Origin of the sequence: Mycobacterium sp. PSTR-4-N, from assembly GCF_022348085.1 — a bacterium.
Taxonomy (GTDB): domain Bacteria; phylum Actinomycetota; class Actinomycetes; order Mycobacteriales; family Mycobacteriaceae; genus Mycobacterium.
In genome coordinates, this window is record NZ_JAKRFN010000013.1 from 68,442 (window position 1) to 83,216 (window position 14,775).

Genomic DNA, 14,775 nt, shown 5'->3' on the forward strand with positions numbered 1-14,775 from the left:
CACATCGGTGCCAGACTGTGCCCATGGCCGACGTGATCGTGACCGCAGGAACCGTCATCACGATGGACGAGGCGGTGCCGCGCGCACAGGCCGTCGCCGTGTCCGACGGTCGCATCGTCGCGGTGGGCACTGTCGACGAGTGCCGGGCCGGGCTGCCCGGCGCCGAGGTGATCGACAGCGGCGTCGCGGTGCTGGCTCCGGGTTTCGTTGAACCGCACAGCCATCCGTTGATCAGTGGGATCGCCACCGAGGCCCCGGCCCGCTCCATCGCTCCGTGGGTGGCGGCGTCGTGGGCGCAGGTCCAGCAGATCTTCGCCGACGCGCTGGCCCACAGCGACCCCGAGACTCCGCTGTGGTTCGCCGGTTACGACGCACTGCTGCACGGTCATCCGTCACCCAAAGCAGGTGAACTCGACGAGATCTTCGGCGACCGGATCACCGTCATCACCGACAACTCCGGGCACGGCGTGTATTTCAACTCCGCGCTGATCCGAGCCCACGGCTGGGACACCGATCCGCCCGCCGATCCCGTCGCGGGCCGCTTCGGCCGCAACGCCGACGGGTCACTGAACGGGCAGGGCTTCGAACTGCCCGTCGTGACTGCGGTGACGATGCCGCTGATGCAGCAGATGGGTGACCCGCTGGTGTCGGCCGCGAGCTACTACGCGCTGATGGCGCGCGGCGGTTACACCTCGACATCCGACATGACCTACGACCCGAAGTTCGCCGCCGGATACGAGGCACTTGCCGCCGCCCCCTCGTGCCCGCTGCGCGTGAGCATGTGGGAGATGTCGGTCACCGACACCTATTGGCAGCCAACCACATTCACCGCCAACGAAGAATGGCTGATCAAATCGGGGGTCAAGCTGTGGACGGACGGATCGCCGTGGGTGGGCAACATCGCGATCTCGTTCCCGTACCTCGACACCGAGGCCACCCGCACCGCGGGCATCGACCCCGCGGTGGCCGGCGGCGCGCACTCCATGAGCTACAGCCGCGAGCAGCTCGACGCGATCCTGGACAAGGCCGCGCCGGCGGGGTGGCAGATGGCCTTTCACGCCAATGGTGATCTGGCGCTGGATCTCGCGCTGGACGCCTATGAGGGTGCGCTGCAGCGGCACGGCCTACTGGGCACCGATCACCGCTGGCGGCTGGAACATTGCGGGGCAGGTACCGCCGCGCACTTCGAGCGCGCGGCGCGGCTCGGGGTGCACGTGTCGATGGCGCCGTTCCAGTACTACTACTGGGGCGAGCTGCTCGACGGCGCGATGTTCGCCCCTGAACACGGGGCGCGCTGGGCGGCGTTCGCCGACGCCGTCGACTCGGGGGCGTGCGTGTCGCTGCACAACGACGGATCGGTGTCGCCGCCGACGCCGATCGTCAACGTCGCCACCGCGGTGACCCGGCGTACCCGCAACGGCACGGTGCACTGCCCGGAGCAGGCGATCTCGCTCGATCAGGCGTGGCGCGCGCAGACGATCGACGCCGCCCGTACCCTGCGTCGCGACCATCTCGTCGGGTCCATCAGCCCCGGCAAGCTCGCCGATTTCGTCGAGCTCACCGCGGACCCGTGGCAGGTCGAGCCGGCGGCGCTGATCGATATCGTGCAGGTGACGGGGACGTGGTTGGGCGGACGGCGCATCGACCTCGACGAATTCGTGAGCGCGGTTCGGGCCGGTGACAACGCCGAGCACGCGCACCTGGCCGAGCGTAAGACCACCGGCTGCTGCTGACGCTACCGGGAACCGTACGCGCCGCCGGCGATGTCGTCGGCCAGCGTCGGTCCCGTCGGCGTCCAGCCGAGAAGTCTTTGCGTCGCAACGCTTGTCCCGGCCATGTCCGCGCTGAAGAAGCCACCGATCCAGCCGAAGTGCTCTGCCACGTCGTCCGTCGGTATTGCGGCGACGGGAAGGTCGAATGCCGCCCCGATCGCTTCGGCGATCACCCGGGTGGGAACGCCCTCTTCGGCCACGGCGTGCAGCCGTGCACCGGCAGGCGCTTTCTGCAGGCCGAGCACGACCATCCGCGCCGCGTCGGCGACATGCACAGCGGCCCAACGGTTCGCACCGTCGCCGGGGTAACCCGACACCCCGCGCTCGCGCGCGATCTCACACAGCCGGTTGACGAAGCCGTGGTCTCCTGTGCCGTGCGTGGTGGGCGAGAAGCGCAGTGCCACGGCACGCACCCCGCGATCGGCGAAACCGAGGCACAGGTTCTCACTGCCACCGCGCGGCGAGTCGGGGCCGTGGAAGGGCGAGGCGTCGTCCTCGGTTGCCTGGCGACCCGGCGCCAGGCTCATGAGCCCCGATGCCAGGAAGAAGGCTTTGCCGGTGTCGACGAGGGCGTCGCCGATGGTCTGTGTCGCGGCCCGTTCGGTGGCGTTGGTTCCCGCCATGTCCGCCCAGTCGTGTTTGTTGGCGAGGTGGATGACGGCGTCGGCGGCGTGCGCGCCGCTGCGGATCGCGTCGAGGTCGTCGAGGTCACCGCGCATCACGGTCACCCCCTTTGCCTCGAGAGCAGCCGCCGAGGCGTCGGAGCGCGCCAGGCCGGCGACGGTGTGACCGGCTCTCGACAACTCGTCGACGACGGCGCTGCCGATCCAGCCGGAGGCTCCGGTGACGAAAACGTGCATGGTGTGGACTCCTCATGGTGATGTCAGTTGCTGACATCCGACCGTACACTCTGAAGTCAGTCACTGTCATCACTAGACTGCTCCCATGGCGAGGTGGGAGTCGGGCACTGCGGAGCGACTACAGGACGCCGCGCTCGACCTGTTCGCGGCGCGCGGGTACGAGCACACGACGGCAGGCGACATCGCCCAGGCCGTCGGGCTCACCGAGCGCACGTTCTTCCGCCACTTCACCGACAAGCGTGAGGTTCTGTTTCACGGGCAGCAGGCGTTGACCGACGCTTTCCTCACAGGATTGAGCGACGCGCCGGACGATGCGTCGGCGACCGACTTGGCAGTCCGCGCGTTGCGGTCGTCCGCAGGGTTTTTCGATGACGAGCGCCGTTCACACTCCCGCCTGCGGCAGTCCGTCATCGACGACAATCCCGCGCTGCAGGAACGCGAAGCGCTCAAGCTCGCCTACCTCGGACGCACCCTGGCCGACGAGCTGCGGGCCCGTGGCGTCGACGGCATGGCGGCAGACGTCGCGGCCCATCTCGCGGTGATGTCATTCGGCATCGCGTTCACACAGTGGATCACCGAGGGCGAACAGCGATCCTTCGGGGATATCGCGATGGACGTGTTGCGCGAAGTGGGCGTGGTGGCTGCCCAACTCGAGCCCGGAGTCGCTGTGGGCGCGGACGGTATCGAACCGCCGACCGCTGGTGTGTAAAACCAGAGCTCTACCACTGAGCTACGCGCCCGAACCCGGGCAGCATATCGGCGACGGCCGGAGAACCTGAAATCCGCGCTCAGTCGCGCACAGCCGCCAACGCAGCACTCCACACCGCCGCATCTCGCGCCTCTCCGGGCTCCTTGCAGTCCGCGTAGCGCACCAGCCCGGACCGGTCGACGGCGAACGTGCCGCGGTTCGAGAAACCGGAGGCGTCGTTGAACACGCGATAGGCCTGACTCACCGCGCCGTGCGGCCAGAAATCCGAGAGCACGGGGAAGGTGAATCCGCGCTGGGTCGCCCACACCTTGTGCGTCGGCGACGGCCCCACCGAGATCGCGAGCGTGGCCGTCGCCTCGTTGACGAAATCGTCTGCCTGGTCGCGGATTTCGTCGAGCTCCCGCTGACAGATCCCGGTGAACGCGAGCGGGAAGAACACCAGCAGCACGTTCTTGGCGCCACGGAACGCGCTCAGCGTCACCCGCTGATTGTTCTGGTCGGCAAGCGTGAAGTCCGGCGCGATATCGCCGACCCCGGTCATCGCTACTGTCTGCTCTTCGCGCGAGCGCTCATCGCCTGCCGGCGGCCTTGGATTTCGGTTGCACCAGCCTGCTCGCGATCCAGTCCCCCAGGTTCGCCGATGAGGTCTGCACCAGCCCCGCCGTCGGCGCGGACTCGGCGACCTCGGCGGGCTGGACGTGGCCGGGCTGCCCGGTCTTCGGGGTGACCACCCAGATGACACCGTCGTCGGCCAGCGGGGTGATCGCGTCCATCAGCGCGTCCACCAGATCGCCATCGTCGTCGCGCCACCAGAGCAACACCACGTCGACCACCTCGTCGGCGTCCTCGTCGAGGAGCTCACCACCGCACTCGTCTTCGATGTCGGCGCGGATGTCGTCGTCGACGTCGGAGTCCCAGCCCAGTTCCTGCACAACCTGATCTTTTTGGATGCCCAGCATGCGGGCGTAGTTCGGGGGGTCACCCGCCGACACCACGGTCAGTCCTCCTTGCGCCTAGTCGGCACGCTGTGCGCTGTGCCACGTTCGTCCACTATCGTCGCACGCCCGGGGGTCACGGCAACCCACCCGGCAGGATCCGCCCCCAAGGTGTCACCGATAGGCCGCATCGCAGCGGTCCAGCGCGGTGGTCTTCGAGTCGTTCAACGCCGCGATCGCATCGTTGAAATCATCGGCGGGATAGTTCCCCGCAATGGCCGTCGCAACGCCTCGAGCAGCGTCGACCCAGCCGTTCAGTGCATCGCGCAGCTCGGCGGGCAACGTGTCGGTCATGCTCGTGGACACGAGGTCCGCACTCTGGTTGAGCGCATCGACCGCCGCACCGGCCTTGCCTGCCGCCCCACCGGGATCGGTGTTGAACGCATCGACGTAGGTGTTGACTGCCGCGATCGCGTCGGCACTGCTGGTGCTCATCGCCTCGCACGACGTCTGCACCGCCTGCGCCGTCATCGACGTCTGACGCTCGGACTCGCGCGCCGACGAACTCGCTGCCGACTCCTGCAGTGACGCCGACACCGACGCACGGTATTGCGGCGCCTCCCCTGGGGGAGCCGATGCGTCGCCGGTGGTGACGGTGGTGCAGCCGACGACGATCATCGCCAGCACCGCGGCAGACCCCATCGCGAGGGCCGACAGCCGCAACCGCGCGGCTCGTCGCCCACTGATATGCACGGTCTGCAGACGTTACCGGCCAACCACTGGGCTGGGTGTACTAAATGCAACCGTTCGCGTGCTGCCCTGCGTTTGCGGCAGGATGGTACGAGGATGTAACCCACCGTGCACGGCGCGAAGCGAGCAGACCCACTCGACGGACCGCGTGTGCTCCACCGCCTGACAAGGAGCGGCAGTTGACCACCGAGTTCGTGCGCCAGGATCTGGCCCAAAACTCCAGCAGCACAGGCGAACACGATCGTGTTCGCGTGATCCGGGAGGGCGTCGCGTCCTACCTGCCCGACATCGATCCCGACGAGACCAGTGAATGGCTGGAGTCGTTCGACGATCTGCTCGAACGCTCCGGCCCGTCCCGCGCCCGCTACCTGATGCTGCGGCTGCTCGAACGCGCCGGCGAGCAGCGGGTGGCCATTCCGTCGCTGACATCGACCGACTACGTCAACACCATCCCCACCGAACTCGAACCGTGGTTCCCCGGCGACGAGGACGTCGAGCGCCGCTACCGCGCCTGGATCCGGTGGAACGCCGCGATCATGGTGCACCGCGCGCAGCGGCCGGGCGTCGGCGTCGGCGGCCACATCTCGACCTACGCCTCGTCTGCGGCCCTCTACGAGGTCGGGTTCAACCACTTCTTCCGCGGCAAGGCCCATCCCGGCGGCGGTGATCAGGTCTTCATCCAGGGCCACGCGTCGCCCGGGATCTACGCCCGCGCCTACCTCGAGGGTCGGCTCAGCTCCGAGCAGCTCGACGGCTTCCGCCAGGAACACAGCCATGCCGGCGGCGGTCTGCCGTCCTACCCGCACCCGCGGCTGATGCCCGACTTCTGGGAATTCCCCACGGTGTCGATGGGCATCGGTCCGATGAACGCGATCTACCAGGCCCGCTTCAACCACTACCTGCACGACCGGGGCATCAAGGACACCTCGAACCAGCACGTCTGGGCGTTCCTCGGCGACGGGGAGATGGACGAGCCGGAGAGTCGCGGCCTGATCCAGGTCGCCGCCAACGAGGCGCTGGACAACCTGACGTTCGTGGTGAACTGCAACCTGCAGCGCCTCGACGGACCGGTGCGCGGCAACGGCAAGATCATCCAGGAGCTGGAGTCGTTCTTCCGCGGTGCGGGCTGGAACGTCATCAAGGTGGTGTGGGGCCGCGAGTGGGATGCGCTGCTGCACGCCGACCGCGACGGCGCGCTGGTGAACCTGATGAACACCACCCCTGACGGCGACTACCAGACCTACAAGGCCAACGACGGCGGCTACGTGCGCGACCACTTCTTCGGCCGCGATCCGCGCACCAAGGCGCTCGTCGAGCCGATGACCGATCGCGAGATCTGGAATCTCAAGCGCGGCGGCCACGACTACCGCAAGGTGTACGCCGCCTACCACGCGGCGATGGAACACAAGGGCCAGCCGACGGTGATCCTGGCCAAGACCATCAAGGGCTACACGCTGGGTAAGCACTTCGAGGGTCGCAACGCCACGCACCAGATGAAAAAGCTTGCGCTGCAAGACCTCAAGGACTTCCGCGACGCGCAGCGCATCCCGATCTCCGACGAGCAGCTGGAGAACGACCCCTACCTGCCGCCGTACTACCATCCCGGCCCGGAAGCGCCGGAGATCCGCTACATGCTCGACCGGCGCCGCGCCCTCGGCGGGTTCCTGCCCGAACGCCGCACCAAGACCAAGGCACTCACCCTGCCCGGAAGCGACACCTACAAGGCGCTGAAGAAGGGTTCGGGCAAGCAGGAGGTCGCCACCACGATGGCGACGGTGCGTACGTTCAAGGAACTGTTGCGGGACAAGGAGATCGGCAAGCGGATCGTGCCGATCATCCCCGACGAGGCGCGCACGTTCGGCATGGACTCGTGGTTCCCGAGCCTCAAGATCTACAACCGCAACGGCCAGCTCTACACCTCGGTCGACGCGGAGCTGATGCTCGCCTACAAGGAGAGCGAAGCGGGTCAGATCCTGCACGAGGGCATCAACGAGGCGGGCTCGACGGCCTCGTTCACCGCCGTCGGCACGTCATATGCCACCCACAACGAGCCGATGATCCCGATCTACATCTTCTATTCGATGTTCGGGTTCCAGCGCACCGGCGACGGCCTGTGGGCGGCGGCGGACCAGATGGCGCGCGGCTTCGTGCTGGGCGCGACGGCCGGACGCACGACGCTGGTCGGCGAAGGCCTGCAGCACGCCGACGGGCACTCTCTGCTGCTGGCCGCGACCAACCCCGCCGTCGTGGCCTACGACCCCGCGTTCGCCTACGAGATCGCCTACATCATCGAAAGCGGTCTGCACCGCATGTACGGCGAGAACCCGGAGAACGTCTACTTCTACGTGACGATCTACAACGAGCCCTACGTGCAGCCGGCCGAGCCGGAGAACCTGGACGTCGAGGGGCTGTTGCGGGGCATCTACCGCTACCAGCAGGCCGGCGAGAAGCGCAGCAACCGCGCCCAGATCCTGGTCTCCGGCGTCGGCATGCCGTCAGCGCTGAAGGCGGCCGAGATGCTCGCCGACGAGTGGGACGTCGCCGCGGACGTGTGGTCGGTGACCAGCTGGGGTGAGCTCAATCGCGACGGCGTGGCCATCGAGAAGGAGGCGCTGCGCCACCCCGACCGGTCGGCCGGCACGCCGTATGTGACCCAGGCGCTCGCCGACGCCGAGGGCCCGGTGGTCGCCGTGTCCGATTGGATGCGCGCGGTTCCCGAGCAGATCCGGCCGTGGGTTCCCGGCACCTACATCACGCTGGGCACCGACGGGTTCGGCTTCTCCGACACCCGCCCCGCGGCCCGGCGGTACTACAACACCGACGCCGAGTCGATCGTCGTCGCGGTGCTCGAGGGCCTGGCTCGCGACGGCAACATCGACATGTCGGTGGCGGTCGAGGCGGCGGGCAAGTACGAGATCGACGATGTGATGGCGGCGCCTGAGCAGACGAGCGACCCCGGAGTCGCGTAGAACTGGAGGCTCCCTACAAACGGAGGCGTAGCTTTTAGGGATGGCCGACAACAATCGGTTCATCCCGCCTCGCTCCACGGTCGAGGTGCTGGAGAACGTCCCCGATTCGGTGCTACGCCGGCTCAGTCAGTACTCGGGCCGGCTCGCCACCGAGGCAGTGCAGGCGCTGGGAGAGCGGCTGCCTTTCTTCGCCGAGCTCGAGGCGTCGCAACGCGCGAGCGTGCAGCTCGTCGTGCAGACCGCGGTGGTGAACTTCGTCGAGTGGATGCGCCATCCGGACAGCGACGTCGGATACACCGCGCAGGCCTTCGAGGTCGTGCCGCAGGATCTGCGCCGTCGCATCGCGTTGCGCCAGTCGGTGGAGATGGTGCGCGTGACGATGGAGTTCTTCGAAGAAGTGGTGCCGCTGCTGGCCCGCAACGAGGAACAGCTCGCCGCGCTGACCGCGGGCATCCTGCGCTACAGCCGCGACCTGGCGTTCGCGGCGGCGACGGCGTACGCCGATCAGGCCGAGGCGCGGGGTGCGTGGGACACCCGGATGGAGGCCAACCTCATCGACGCCGTGGTGCGCGGTGACATCGGACCCGACCTGCAGTCCCAGGCGGCAGCGCTGAACTGGGACGCGACCGCCGCGGCGACGGTGATCGTGGGCCTGCCGCGCCCTGACCGGCTCGATCTGACGGCCGAGGACGTGCACGACGTCGCTGCCCGCAACGGCCGCGCCGCGCTGTGCGACGTGCACGGCACCTGGCTGGTCACGGTGGTGTCCGGGGGGCTGTCGCACACCGACCGGTTCCTGTCGGAGTTGATGACCGTCTTCGCTGACGGACCCGTGGTGGTCGGACCGATGGCGCCCACGTTGGGCGCGGCGCACCTGAGCGCCACCGAGGCGATCGCCGGGATGAACGCGGTCGCGGGCTGGGCCGGTGCGCCGCGGCCGGTGGCGGCGCGCGAACTCCTGCCCGAGCGCGCGCTGCTGGGCGATGCGACGGCCGCGACCGCGCTGGAGGCGGAGGTGATGAGGCCGCTGGCCGACGCGGGCCCCACGCTGATGGAGACGCTGGACGCTTACCTGGACTCCGGAGGAGCGATCGAAGCGTGCGCTCGCAAATTGTTCGTTCATCCAAATACGGTCCGTTACCGGCTCAAACGAATCGCCGATTTCACCGGCCGTGACGCCACCGTTCCGCGGGACGCCTATGTGCTGCGCGTTGCGTCGACGGTCGGCCGCTTGAGCCGTCAGGGCCAGTCCAGCTCCTCGTCGCGGCAGGGATCCGGGCCGGTCGAGGGTGTTGTGTCGGTCACACCGGGCCCCCGTCCCGGCAGGTGACATGTTGCGCTTGGGTCTCGATGACGTCCCATCACATGCGGATTTGTGGGCACTCCACAAAAACCTAAGAAAGAGTTCATAGTCTCTTACACGGCGCAAAACCGTCTTCACAATGTTCTCTTAGAGACGTGCCTGACAAGACTGTGCTTGCATTCCTCGCGCCCGGACAGGGCTCCCAGACTCCCGGCATGCTCGCCGAGTGGCTGGAGCTGCCCGGGGCGTCGGCGCGCATCGCAGCGTGGTCGGAGATCAGCGGGCTCGATCTGGCGCGCCTGGGTACCACCGCCGACGCGCAGGAGATCACCGACACCGCGGTGACCCAACCGCTCGTCGTCGCCGCCACGCTGCTGGCCTTCGAGGAACTGACCCGCCGGGGCGTCCTGACCGGTGACGAGGACATCGTCGCCGCCGGACACTCCGTCGGCGAGATCGCCGCCTACGCCATCGCCGGAGTCATCACCGCCGACGAGGCCGTGTCCCTGGCCGCGACGCGCGGCCGCGAGATGGCCAAGGCGTGTGCCGTGGAGCCCACCGGGATGTCGGCGCTGCTGGGCGGTGACGAAGCCGAGGTGCTCGCCCGCCTCGAGGCCCTCGACCTGGTCCCGGCCAACCGCAACGCCGCCGGACAGATCGTCGCCGCCGGTGCCGTCGCCGCGCTCGAGAAGCTCGCCGAGGATCCGCCGGCCCGCGCCCGGGTCCGCCCGCTGGCCACCGCCGGCGCGTTCCACACTCGCTACATGGAGCCCGCGCTCGCCGAGTACACGACCGTGGCGGACCGGATCACCCCGTCCGAGCCGTCGGTCACGCTGCTGTCCAACGCCGACGGTCGGCCGGTCGCCTCCGCGCACGACGCGATGACCAAGCTCGTGGCCCAGATGACGCGCCCCGTGCGCTGGGATCTGTGCACCGCCACGATGCGCGAGCTCGGCGTGACGGCCCTCGTGGAGTTCCCGCCCGCCGGCACCCTGTCGGGGATCGCCAAGCGGGAGCTCAAGGGCACCCCGACCCATCCCGTCAAGACCCCCACCGACCTGGACGGCCTCGCCGAGGCCCTCCGCGCCGTCTGATCGACGGCTGTAACACCCGAGTCGTTCCACCCCAGGTAACACCCCGATAAATAGAAGGAGCCACAGTGCCCGCCTCTCAGGAAGAAATCATCGCCGGTCTCGCCGAGATCATCGAAGAAGTGACCGGCATCGAGCCGTCCGAGGTCACCCCCGAGAAGAGCTTCGTCGACGACCTGGACATCGACTCGCTGTCGATGGTCGAGATCGCCGTGCAGACCGAGGACAAGTACGGCGTGAAGATCCCCGACGAGGACCTCGCCGGTCTGCGCACCGTCGGTGACGTCGTCGCCTACATCCAGAAGCTCGAGGAAGAGAACCCCGAGGCTGCTGCCGCGCTGCGCGAGAAGTTCGCCGCAGAATGACACGTCCTTCCACTGCTAACGGCGGGTTCCCGAGTGTCGTGGTGACCGCCATCGAGGCCACCACGTCGCTTGCAGGCGACATCGAGAGCACGTGGAAGGGCCTGCTGGCGGGCGAGAGCGGCATCCGCGTCCTCGAGGATGAGTTCGTCACCAAGTGGGACCTTCCGGTGCGTATCGGCGGTCACCTGGTCGACGACGTCGACAGCCACATGACTCGCATCGACATGCGCCGCATGTCCTACGTGCAGCGCATGTCGAAGCTGTTGGCCGGTCGACTCTGGGAGAACGCGGGCAAGCCCGAGGTCGACCCGGACCGGTTCGCCGTGATCATCGGCACCGGTCTGGGTGGCGGCGAGAAGATCGTCGAGACCTACGACGCGATGAACGAGGGCGGGCCCCGCAAGGTGTCCCCGCTCGCCGTTCAGATGATCATGCCCAACGGTGCAGCGGCGGTCGCCGGCCTGGAACTGGGCGCCCGCGCCGGGGTCATCACCCCGGTGTCGGCGTGCTCGTCCGGGTCGGAGGCCATCGCTCACGGTTGGCGCCAGGTCGTCATGGGTGACGCCGACTTCGCCGTCGTGGGCGGCGTGGAAGGCGGCATCGAGGCGCTGCCCATCGCGGCGTTCTCGATGATGCGCGCCATGTCCACCCGCAACGACGATCCGGCCGGCGCCTCCCGCCCGTTCGACAAGAACCGGGACGGCTTCGTCTTCGGTGAGGCGGGCGCGATGATGATCATCGAGACCGAGGAGCATGCCCTGGCCCGTGGCGCCACGCCGCTGGCCCGCCTGATGGGCGCGGGCATCACCTCCGATGCGTTCCACATGGTCGCTCCGGCGGCGGACGGTCAGCGGGCCGGCCAGGCGATGAAGCGCGCGATGGAGACCGCGGGCCTGTCGCCCAAGGACATCTCGCACGTCAACGCACACGCCACCGCCACGCCGATCGGTGACACCGCGGAGGCCAACGCCATCCGCGTCGCCGGTGTGGAGCACGCCGCGGTCTACGCGCCGAAGTCGGCGCTGGGCCACTCGATCGGCGCCGTGGGCGCGCTGGAGTCGGCACTGACGGTGCTGGCCCTGCGCGACGGGGTCATCCCGCCGACGCTGAACTACGAGACGCCGGACCCGGAGATCGATCTCGACGTCGTCGCGGGTGAGGCACGGTATGGCGACTATCAGTACGCCATCAACAACTCGTTCGGGTTCGGCGGCCACAATGTGGCCCTGGCCTTCGGCCGTTACTAGGCACGAACGAGTTCGACAGAACCGAGAGGACCGCGCCTGAGTATGGCTACACCGACAACAGGGAACGGACTCCCCGACGTCGTCGTGACCGGTATGGCCATGACGACCAGCGTCGCCACCGATGCCGAAGGCACGTGGCAGGCGCTGCTGGAGGGCAAGAGCGGCATCCGCCTGCTCGACGACCCCTTCGTCGAGGAGTTCGACCTGCCGGTGAAGATCGGCGGCCATCTGCTCGAGGAGTTCGACGGGGAACTGACCAAGGTCGAGAACCGTCGGATGTCCTATCCGCAGAAGATGGCCACCGTGCTCGGGCGGCGTGTCTGGGCGAACGCCGGGTCCCCCGAGATCGACACCAGCCGTCTGCTGGTGTCGATCGGGACCGGCCTCGGCGGCGCCGAGGCGCTGGTGTTCGCCTACGACGGCATGCGGGACCGCGGCATCACCGCCGTGTCCCCGCTGTCGGTGCAGATGTACATGCCCAACGGCCCGTCGGCCGTGGTGGGTCTGGACCGTGGCGCCAAGGCCGGGGTGGTCACCCCGGTCTCGGCGTGCGCGTCCGGCTCCGAGGGCATCGCGCAGGCGTGGCGCAACATCGTGCTCGGTGAGGCCGACATCGCGATCTGCGGCGGTGTCGAGCAGCGCATCGAGGCCGTGCCGATCGCGGGCTTCGCCCAGATGCGCATCGTCATGTCGACCAACAACGCCGACCCCGCCGGCGCGTGCCGCCCGTTCGACAGGGACCGCGACGGCTTCGTGTTCGGCGAAGCGGGCGCGCTGATGGTCATCGAGACCGAAGAGCACGCCAAGGCGCGCGGCGCCACGATCCTGGCGCGCCTGATGGGCGCGAGCATCACCTCCGACGGCTTCCACATGGTGGCCCCGGACCCCGACGGCGAGCGGGCCGGCTTTGCGATGAGCCGCGCCATCCAGCTCGCGGGGCTGCAGCCCAGCGACATCGACCACGTCAACGCCCACGCCACCGGCACCAGCGTCGGCGACGTCGCCGAGGGTCAGGCGATCAACAAGGCGATGGGCGGGCACCGGCCCGCGGTCTACGCGCCCAAGTCCGCACTCGGCCATTCGGTGGGCGCGGTGGGCGCCGTCGAGTCGATCCTCACCGTCCAGGCGCTGCGCACCGGCGTCATTCCCCCCACACTCAACTTGAAGAACCTCGATCCCGAGATCGACCTCGACGTCGTCGCGGGCGCGCCCCGGCCGGGCGACTACACCTACGCCATCAACAATTCGTTCGGTTTCGGCGGGCACAACGTCGCACTCGCCTTCGGCAAATACTGAAAGCAGGAGACACCTATGACCACCATCGAGAATCGCTCCGCCACCGACATCAACGAGTCCCTCGACCCGCGCGACCCGATGCTGCGGTTGGCGACCTTCTTCGATGACGGCACGGTCGAGCTGCTGCACGAGCGCGACAAGTCCGGCGTTCTCGCGGCCGCAGGCACCGTCAACGGCGTGCGCACGATCGCGTTCTGCACCGACGGCACCGTGATGGGTGGCGCGATGGGCGTCGACGGATGCAAGCACATCGTCGACGCCTACGACGTCGCGATCGACGAGCAGAGCCCGATCGTCGGCATCTGGCATTCCGGCGGCGCGCGGCTGGCCGAGGGCGTCAAGGCGCTGCACGCGGTCGGCCTGGTCTTCGAGGCGATGATCCGCGCCTCGGGGTACATCCCGCAGATCTCCGTCGTCGTGGGCTTCGCCGCCGGCGGCGCCGCCTACGGTCCCGCGCTGACCGACGTGATCATCATGGCTCCCGACAGCAAGGTCTTCGTCACCGGACCGGACGTGGTCCGCAGCGTCACCGGCGAGGACGTCGACATGGTCTCCCTCGGCGGCCCCGAGGCGCATCACAAGAAGTCCGGTGTGTGCCACATCGTCGCCGACGACGAGCTCGACGCCTACGAGCGCGGCCGTCGCCTGGTCGGGCTGTTCTGCCAGCAGGGCCACTTCGACCGCAGCAAGGCCGAGGCCGGCGACACCGACCTCAAAGCGCTGCTGCCCGAGTCGGCGCGCCGTGCCTACGATGTGCACCCGCTGGTCGAGGCACTTCTCGACGAGGGTGTGCCGTTCGAGGAGTTCCAGTCCCGCTGGGCCCCGTCGATCGTGGTCGGCCTGGGCCGGTTGGCCGGCCGCACCGTCGGCGTGATCGCGAACAACCCGCTGCGCCTGGGCGGCTGCCTGAACTCCGAGAGCGCGGAGAAGTCGGCGCGTTTCGTGCGGCTGTGCGACGCGTTCGGCATCCCGCTGGTCGTGGTCGTCGACGTGCCGGGCTACCTGCCGGGTGTGGACCAGGAGTGGGGCGGCGTGGTCCGTCGCGGTGCCAAGCTGCTGCACGCGTTCGGTGAGAGCTCGGTGCCGCGCGTCACGCTGGTCACCCGCAAGATCTACGGCGGTGCCTACATCGCGATGAACTCGCGGTCGCTGAACGCCACCAAGGTGTTCGCCTGGCCCGAGGCCGAGGTCGCGGTGATGGGCGCCAAGGCCGCCGTCGGCATCCTGCACAAGAAAAAGCTGGCCGCCGCCGCCCCCGAGGAGCGCGAGTCGCTGCACGAGGCGCTGGCCATCGAGCACGAGAAGATCGCCGGCGGCGTGGATTCGGCCATCGAGATCGGCGTGGTGGACGAGAAGATCGACCCGGCTCACACCCGCTCGAAGCTGACGCAGGCGCTCGCCGAGGCGCCGATGCGCCGCGGCCGCCACAAGAACATCCCGCTGTAGTCCCGCGAGCAGACGCGAACTCGAGTGATTCC

The 14,775-nt window shown here is 68.5% G+C and carries 13 protein-coding genes, 1 tRNA gene and 1 pseudogene; 9 read left to right on the plus strand and 6 right to left on the minus strand.

The window, feature by feature from the left end; all coding sequences use genetic code 11:
• Positions 1-23 precede the first annotated feature (23 nt).
• Positions 24-1,733 (plus strand): amidohydrolase, encoded by a 1,710-nt coding sequence (locus MHN84_RS17845; protein ID WP_241205841.1) that lies wholly within the window; start codon positions 24-26, stop codon positions 1,731-1,733.
• A 2-nt stretch (positions 1,734-1,735) separates the two neighbouring features.
• On the opposite strand, the gene MHN84_RS17850 is transcribed toward MHN84_RS17845, so the two are convergent.
• Positions 1,736-2,632, minus strand: coding sequence for an SDR family oxidoreductase (locus MHN84_RS17850; RefSeq protein WP_241205842.1), 897 nt, complete (start codon positions 2,630-2,632; stop codon positions 1,736-1,738).
• 85 nt (positions 2,633-2,717) lie between these two features.
• Between MHN84_RS17850 and MHN84_RS17855 the strand changes: the two are divergent.
• Positions 2,718-2,822 (plus strand): annotated as a pseudogene (locus MHN84_RS17855) (TetR family transcriptional regulator); the annotation flags it as partial.
• A gap of 192 nt (positions 2,823-3,014) precedes the next feature.
• Here MHN84_RS17855 and MHN84_RS17860 read toward each other — a convergent pair.
• The 5 genes from MHN84_RS17860 to MHN84_RS17880 form a co-directional block, all read right to left on the minus strand.
• Entirely contained in the window at positions 3,015-3,164 is a 150-nt protein-coding gene (locus MHN84_RS17860; protein WP_241205843.1) for a hypothetical protein, read from the minus strand.
• A 136-nt stretch (positions 3,165-3,300) separates the two neighbouring features.
• Positions 3,301-3,372: transfer RNA gene (locus tag MHN84_RS17865), tRNA-Val, on the minus strand.
• Positions 3,373-3,420: 48 nt separating this feature from the next.
• Positions 3,421-3,882 carry a peroxiredoxin gene (locus tag MHN84_RS17870; protein ID WP_241205844.1) on the minus strand — a complete coding sequence of 154 codons (462 nt, stop codon included), beginning with the start codon at positions 3,880-3,882 and terminating at the stop codon, positions 3,421-3,423.
• A 28-nt stretch (positions 3,883-3,910) separates the two neighbouring features.
• Positions 3,911-4,336 carry a DUF3052 domain-containing protein gene (locus MHN84_RS17875; RefSeq protein WP_241205845.1) on the minus strand — a complete coding sequence of 142 codons (426 nt, stop codon included), beginning with the start codon at positions 4,334-4,336 and terminating at the stop codon, positions 3,911-3,913.
• Between the two features lie 114 nt (positions 4,337-4,450).
• Positions 4,451-4,978, minus strand: coding sequence for a hypothetical protein (locus MHN84_RS17880; protein WP_241205917.1), 528 nt, complete (start codon positions 4,976-4,978; stop codon positions 4,451-4,453).
• A gap of 227 nt (positions 4,979-5,205) precedes the next feature.
• Here MHN84_RS17880 and aceE point away from each other — a divergent pair, with 227 nt between their 5' ends.
• From aceE to MHN84_RS17915, 7 genes are all read left to right on the plus strand, one after another.
• Positions 5,206-7,995, plus strand: a complete 2,790-nt coding sequence (aceE, locus tag MHN84_RS17885) for a pyruvate dehydrogenase (acetyl-transferring), homodimeric type (protein ID WP_241205846.1) — start codon at positions 5,206-5,208, stop codon at positions 7,993-7,995.
• A 40-nt stretch (positions 7,996-8,035) separates the two neighbouring features.
• Entirely contained in the window at positions 8,036-9,325 is a 1,290-nt protein-coding gene (locus MHN84_RS17890; protein ID WP_241205847.1) for a CdaR family transcriptional regulator, read from the plus strand.
• Between the two features lie 143 nt (positions 9,326-9,468).
• Positions 9,469-10,392 carry an ACP S-malonyltransferase gene (locus MHN84_RS17895; protein ID WP_241205918.1) on the plus strand — a complete coding sequence of 308 codons (924 nt, stop codon included), beginning with the start codon at positions 9,469-9,471 and terminating at the stop codon, positions 10,390-10,392.
• A gap of 65 nt (positions 10,393-10,457) precedes the next feature.
• The gene (gene acpM, locus MHN84_RS17900; protein ID WP_043410381.1) at positions 10,458-10,754 is read left to right on the plus strand and encodes a meromycolate extension acyl carrier protein AcpM; all 297 of its coding nucleotides are present in this window, start codon (positions 10,458-10,460) and stop codon (positions 10,752-10,754) included.
• Positions 10,751-12,001 carry a 3-oxoacyl-ACP synthase KasA gene (gene kasA / locus MHN84_RS17905; protein ID WP_241205848.1) on the plus strand — a complete coding sequence of 417 codons (1,251 nt, stop codon included), beginning with the start codon at positions 10,751-10,753 and terminating at the stop codon, positions 11,999-12,001. The genes acpM and kasA overlap by 4 nt, the downstream gene beginning before the upstream one ends.
• 42 nt (positions 12,002-12,043) lie before the next feature.
• Positions 12,044-13,297 (plus strand): 3-oxoacyl-ACP synthase KasB, encoded by a 1,254-nt coding sequence (gene kasB, locus MHN84_RS17910; RefSeq protein ID WP_241205849.1) that lies wholly within the window; start codon positions 12,044-12,046, stop codon positions 13,295-13,297.
• Between the two features lie 15 nt (positions 13,298-13,312).
• On the plus strand, positions 13,313-14,743 hold the full coding sequence (locus MHN84_RS17915) for an acyl-CoA carboxylase subunit beta (protein WP_241205850.1): 1,431 nt from the start codon (positions 13,313-13,315) through the stop codon (positions 14,741-14,743).
• The last annotated feature ends 32 nt before the right edge of the window (positions 14,744-14,775 follow it).

Coding starts and splice junctions, on each gene's coding strand:
- MHN84_RS17845 (WP_241205841.1), top strand. CDS start 24: ATGGCCGACGTGATCGTGACCGCAGGAACCGTCATCACGATGGACGAG.
- MHN84_RS17850 (WP_241205842.1), bottom strand. CDS start 2,632: ATGCACGTTTTCGTCACCGGAGCCTCCGGCTGGATCGGCAGCGCCGTC.
- MHN84_RS17860 (WP_241205843.1), bottom strand. CDS start 3,164: ATGGGCCGCGACGTCTGCCGCCATGCCGTCGACGCCACGGGCCCGCAG.
- MHN84_RS17870 (WP_241205844.1), bottom strand. CDS start 3,882: ATGACCGGGGTCGGCGATATCGCGCCGGACTTCACGCTTGCCGACCAG.
- MHN84_RS17880 (WP_241205917.1), bottom strand. CDS start 4,978: ATGGGGTCTGCCGCGGTGCTGGCGATGATCGTCGTCGGCTGCACCACC.
- MHN84_RS17890 (WP_241205847.1), top strand. CDS start 8,036: ATGGCCGACAACAATCGGTTCATCCCGCCTCGCTCCACGGTCGAGGTG.
- kasA (WP_241205848.1), top strand. CDS start 10,751: ATGACACGTCCTTCCACTGCTAACGGCGGGTTCCCGAGTGTCGTGGTG.
- kasB (WP_241205849.1), top strand. CDS start 12,044: ATGGCTACACCGACAACAGGGAACGGACTCCCCGACGTCGTCGTGACC.
- MHN84_RS17915 (WP_241205850.1), top strand. CDS start 13,313: ATGACCACCATCGAGAATCGCTCCGCCACCGACATCAACGAGTCCCTC.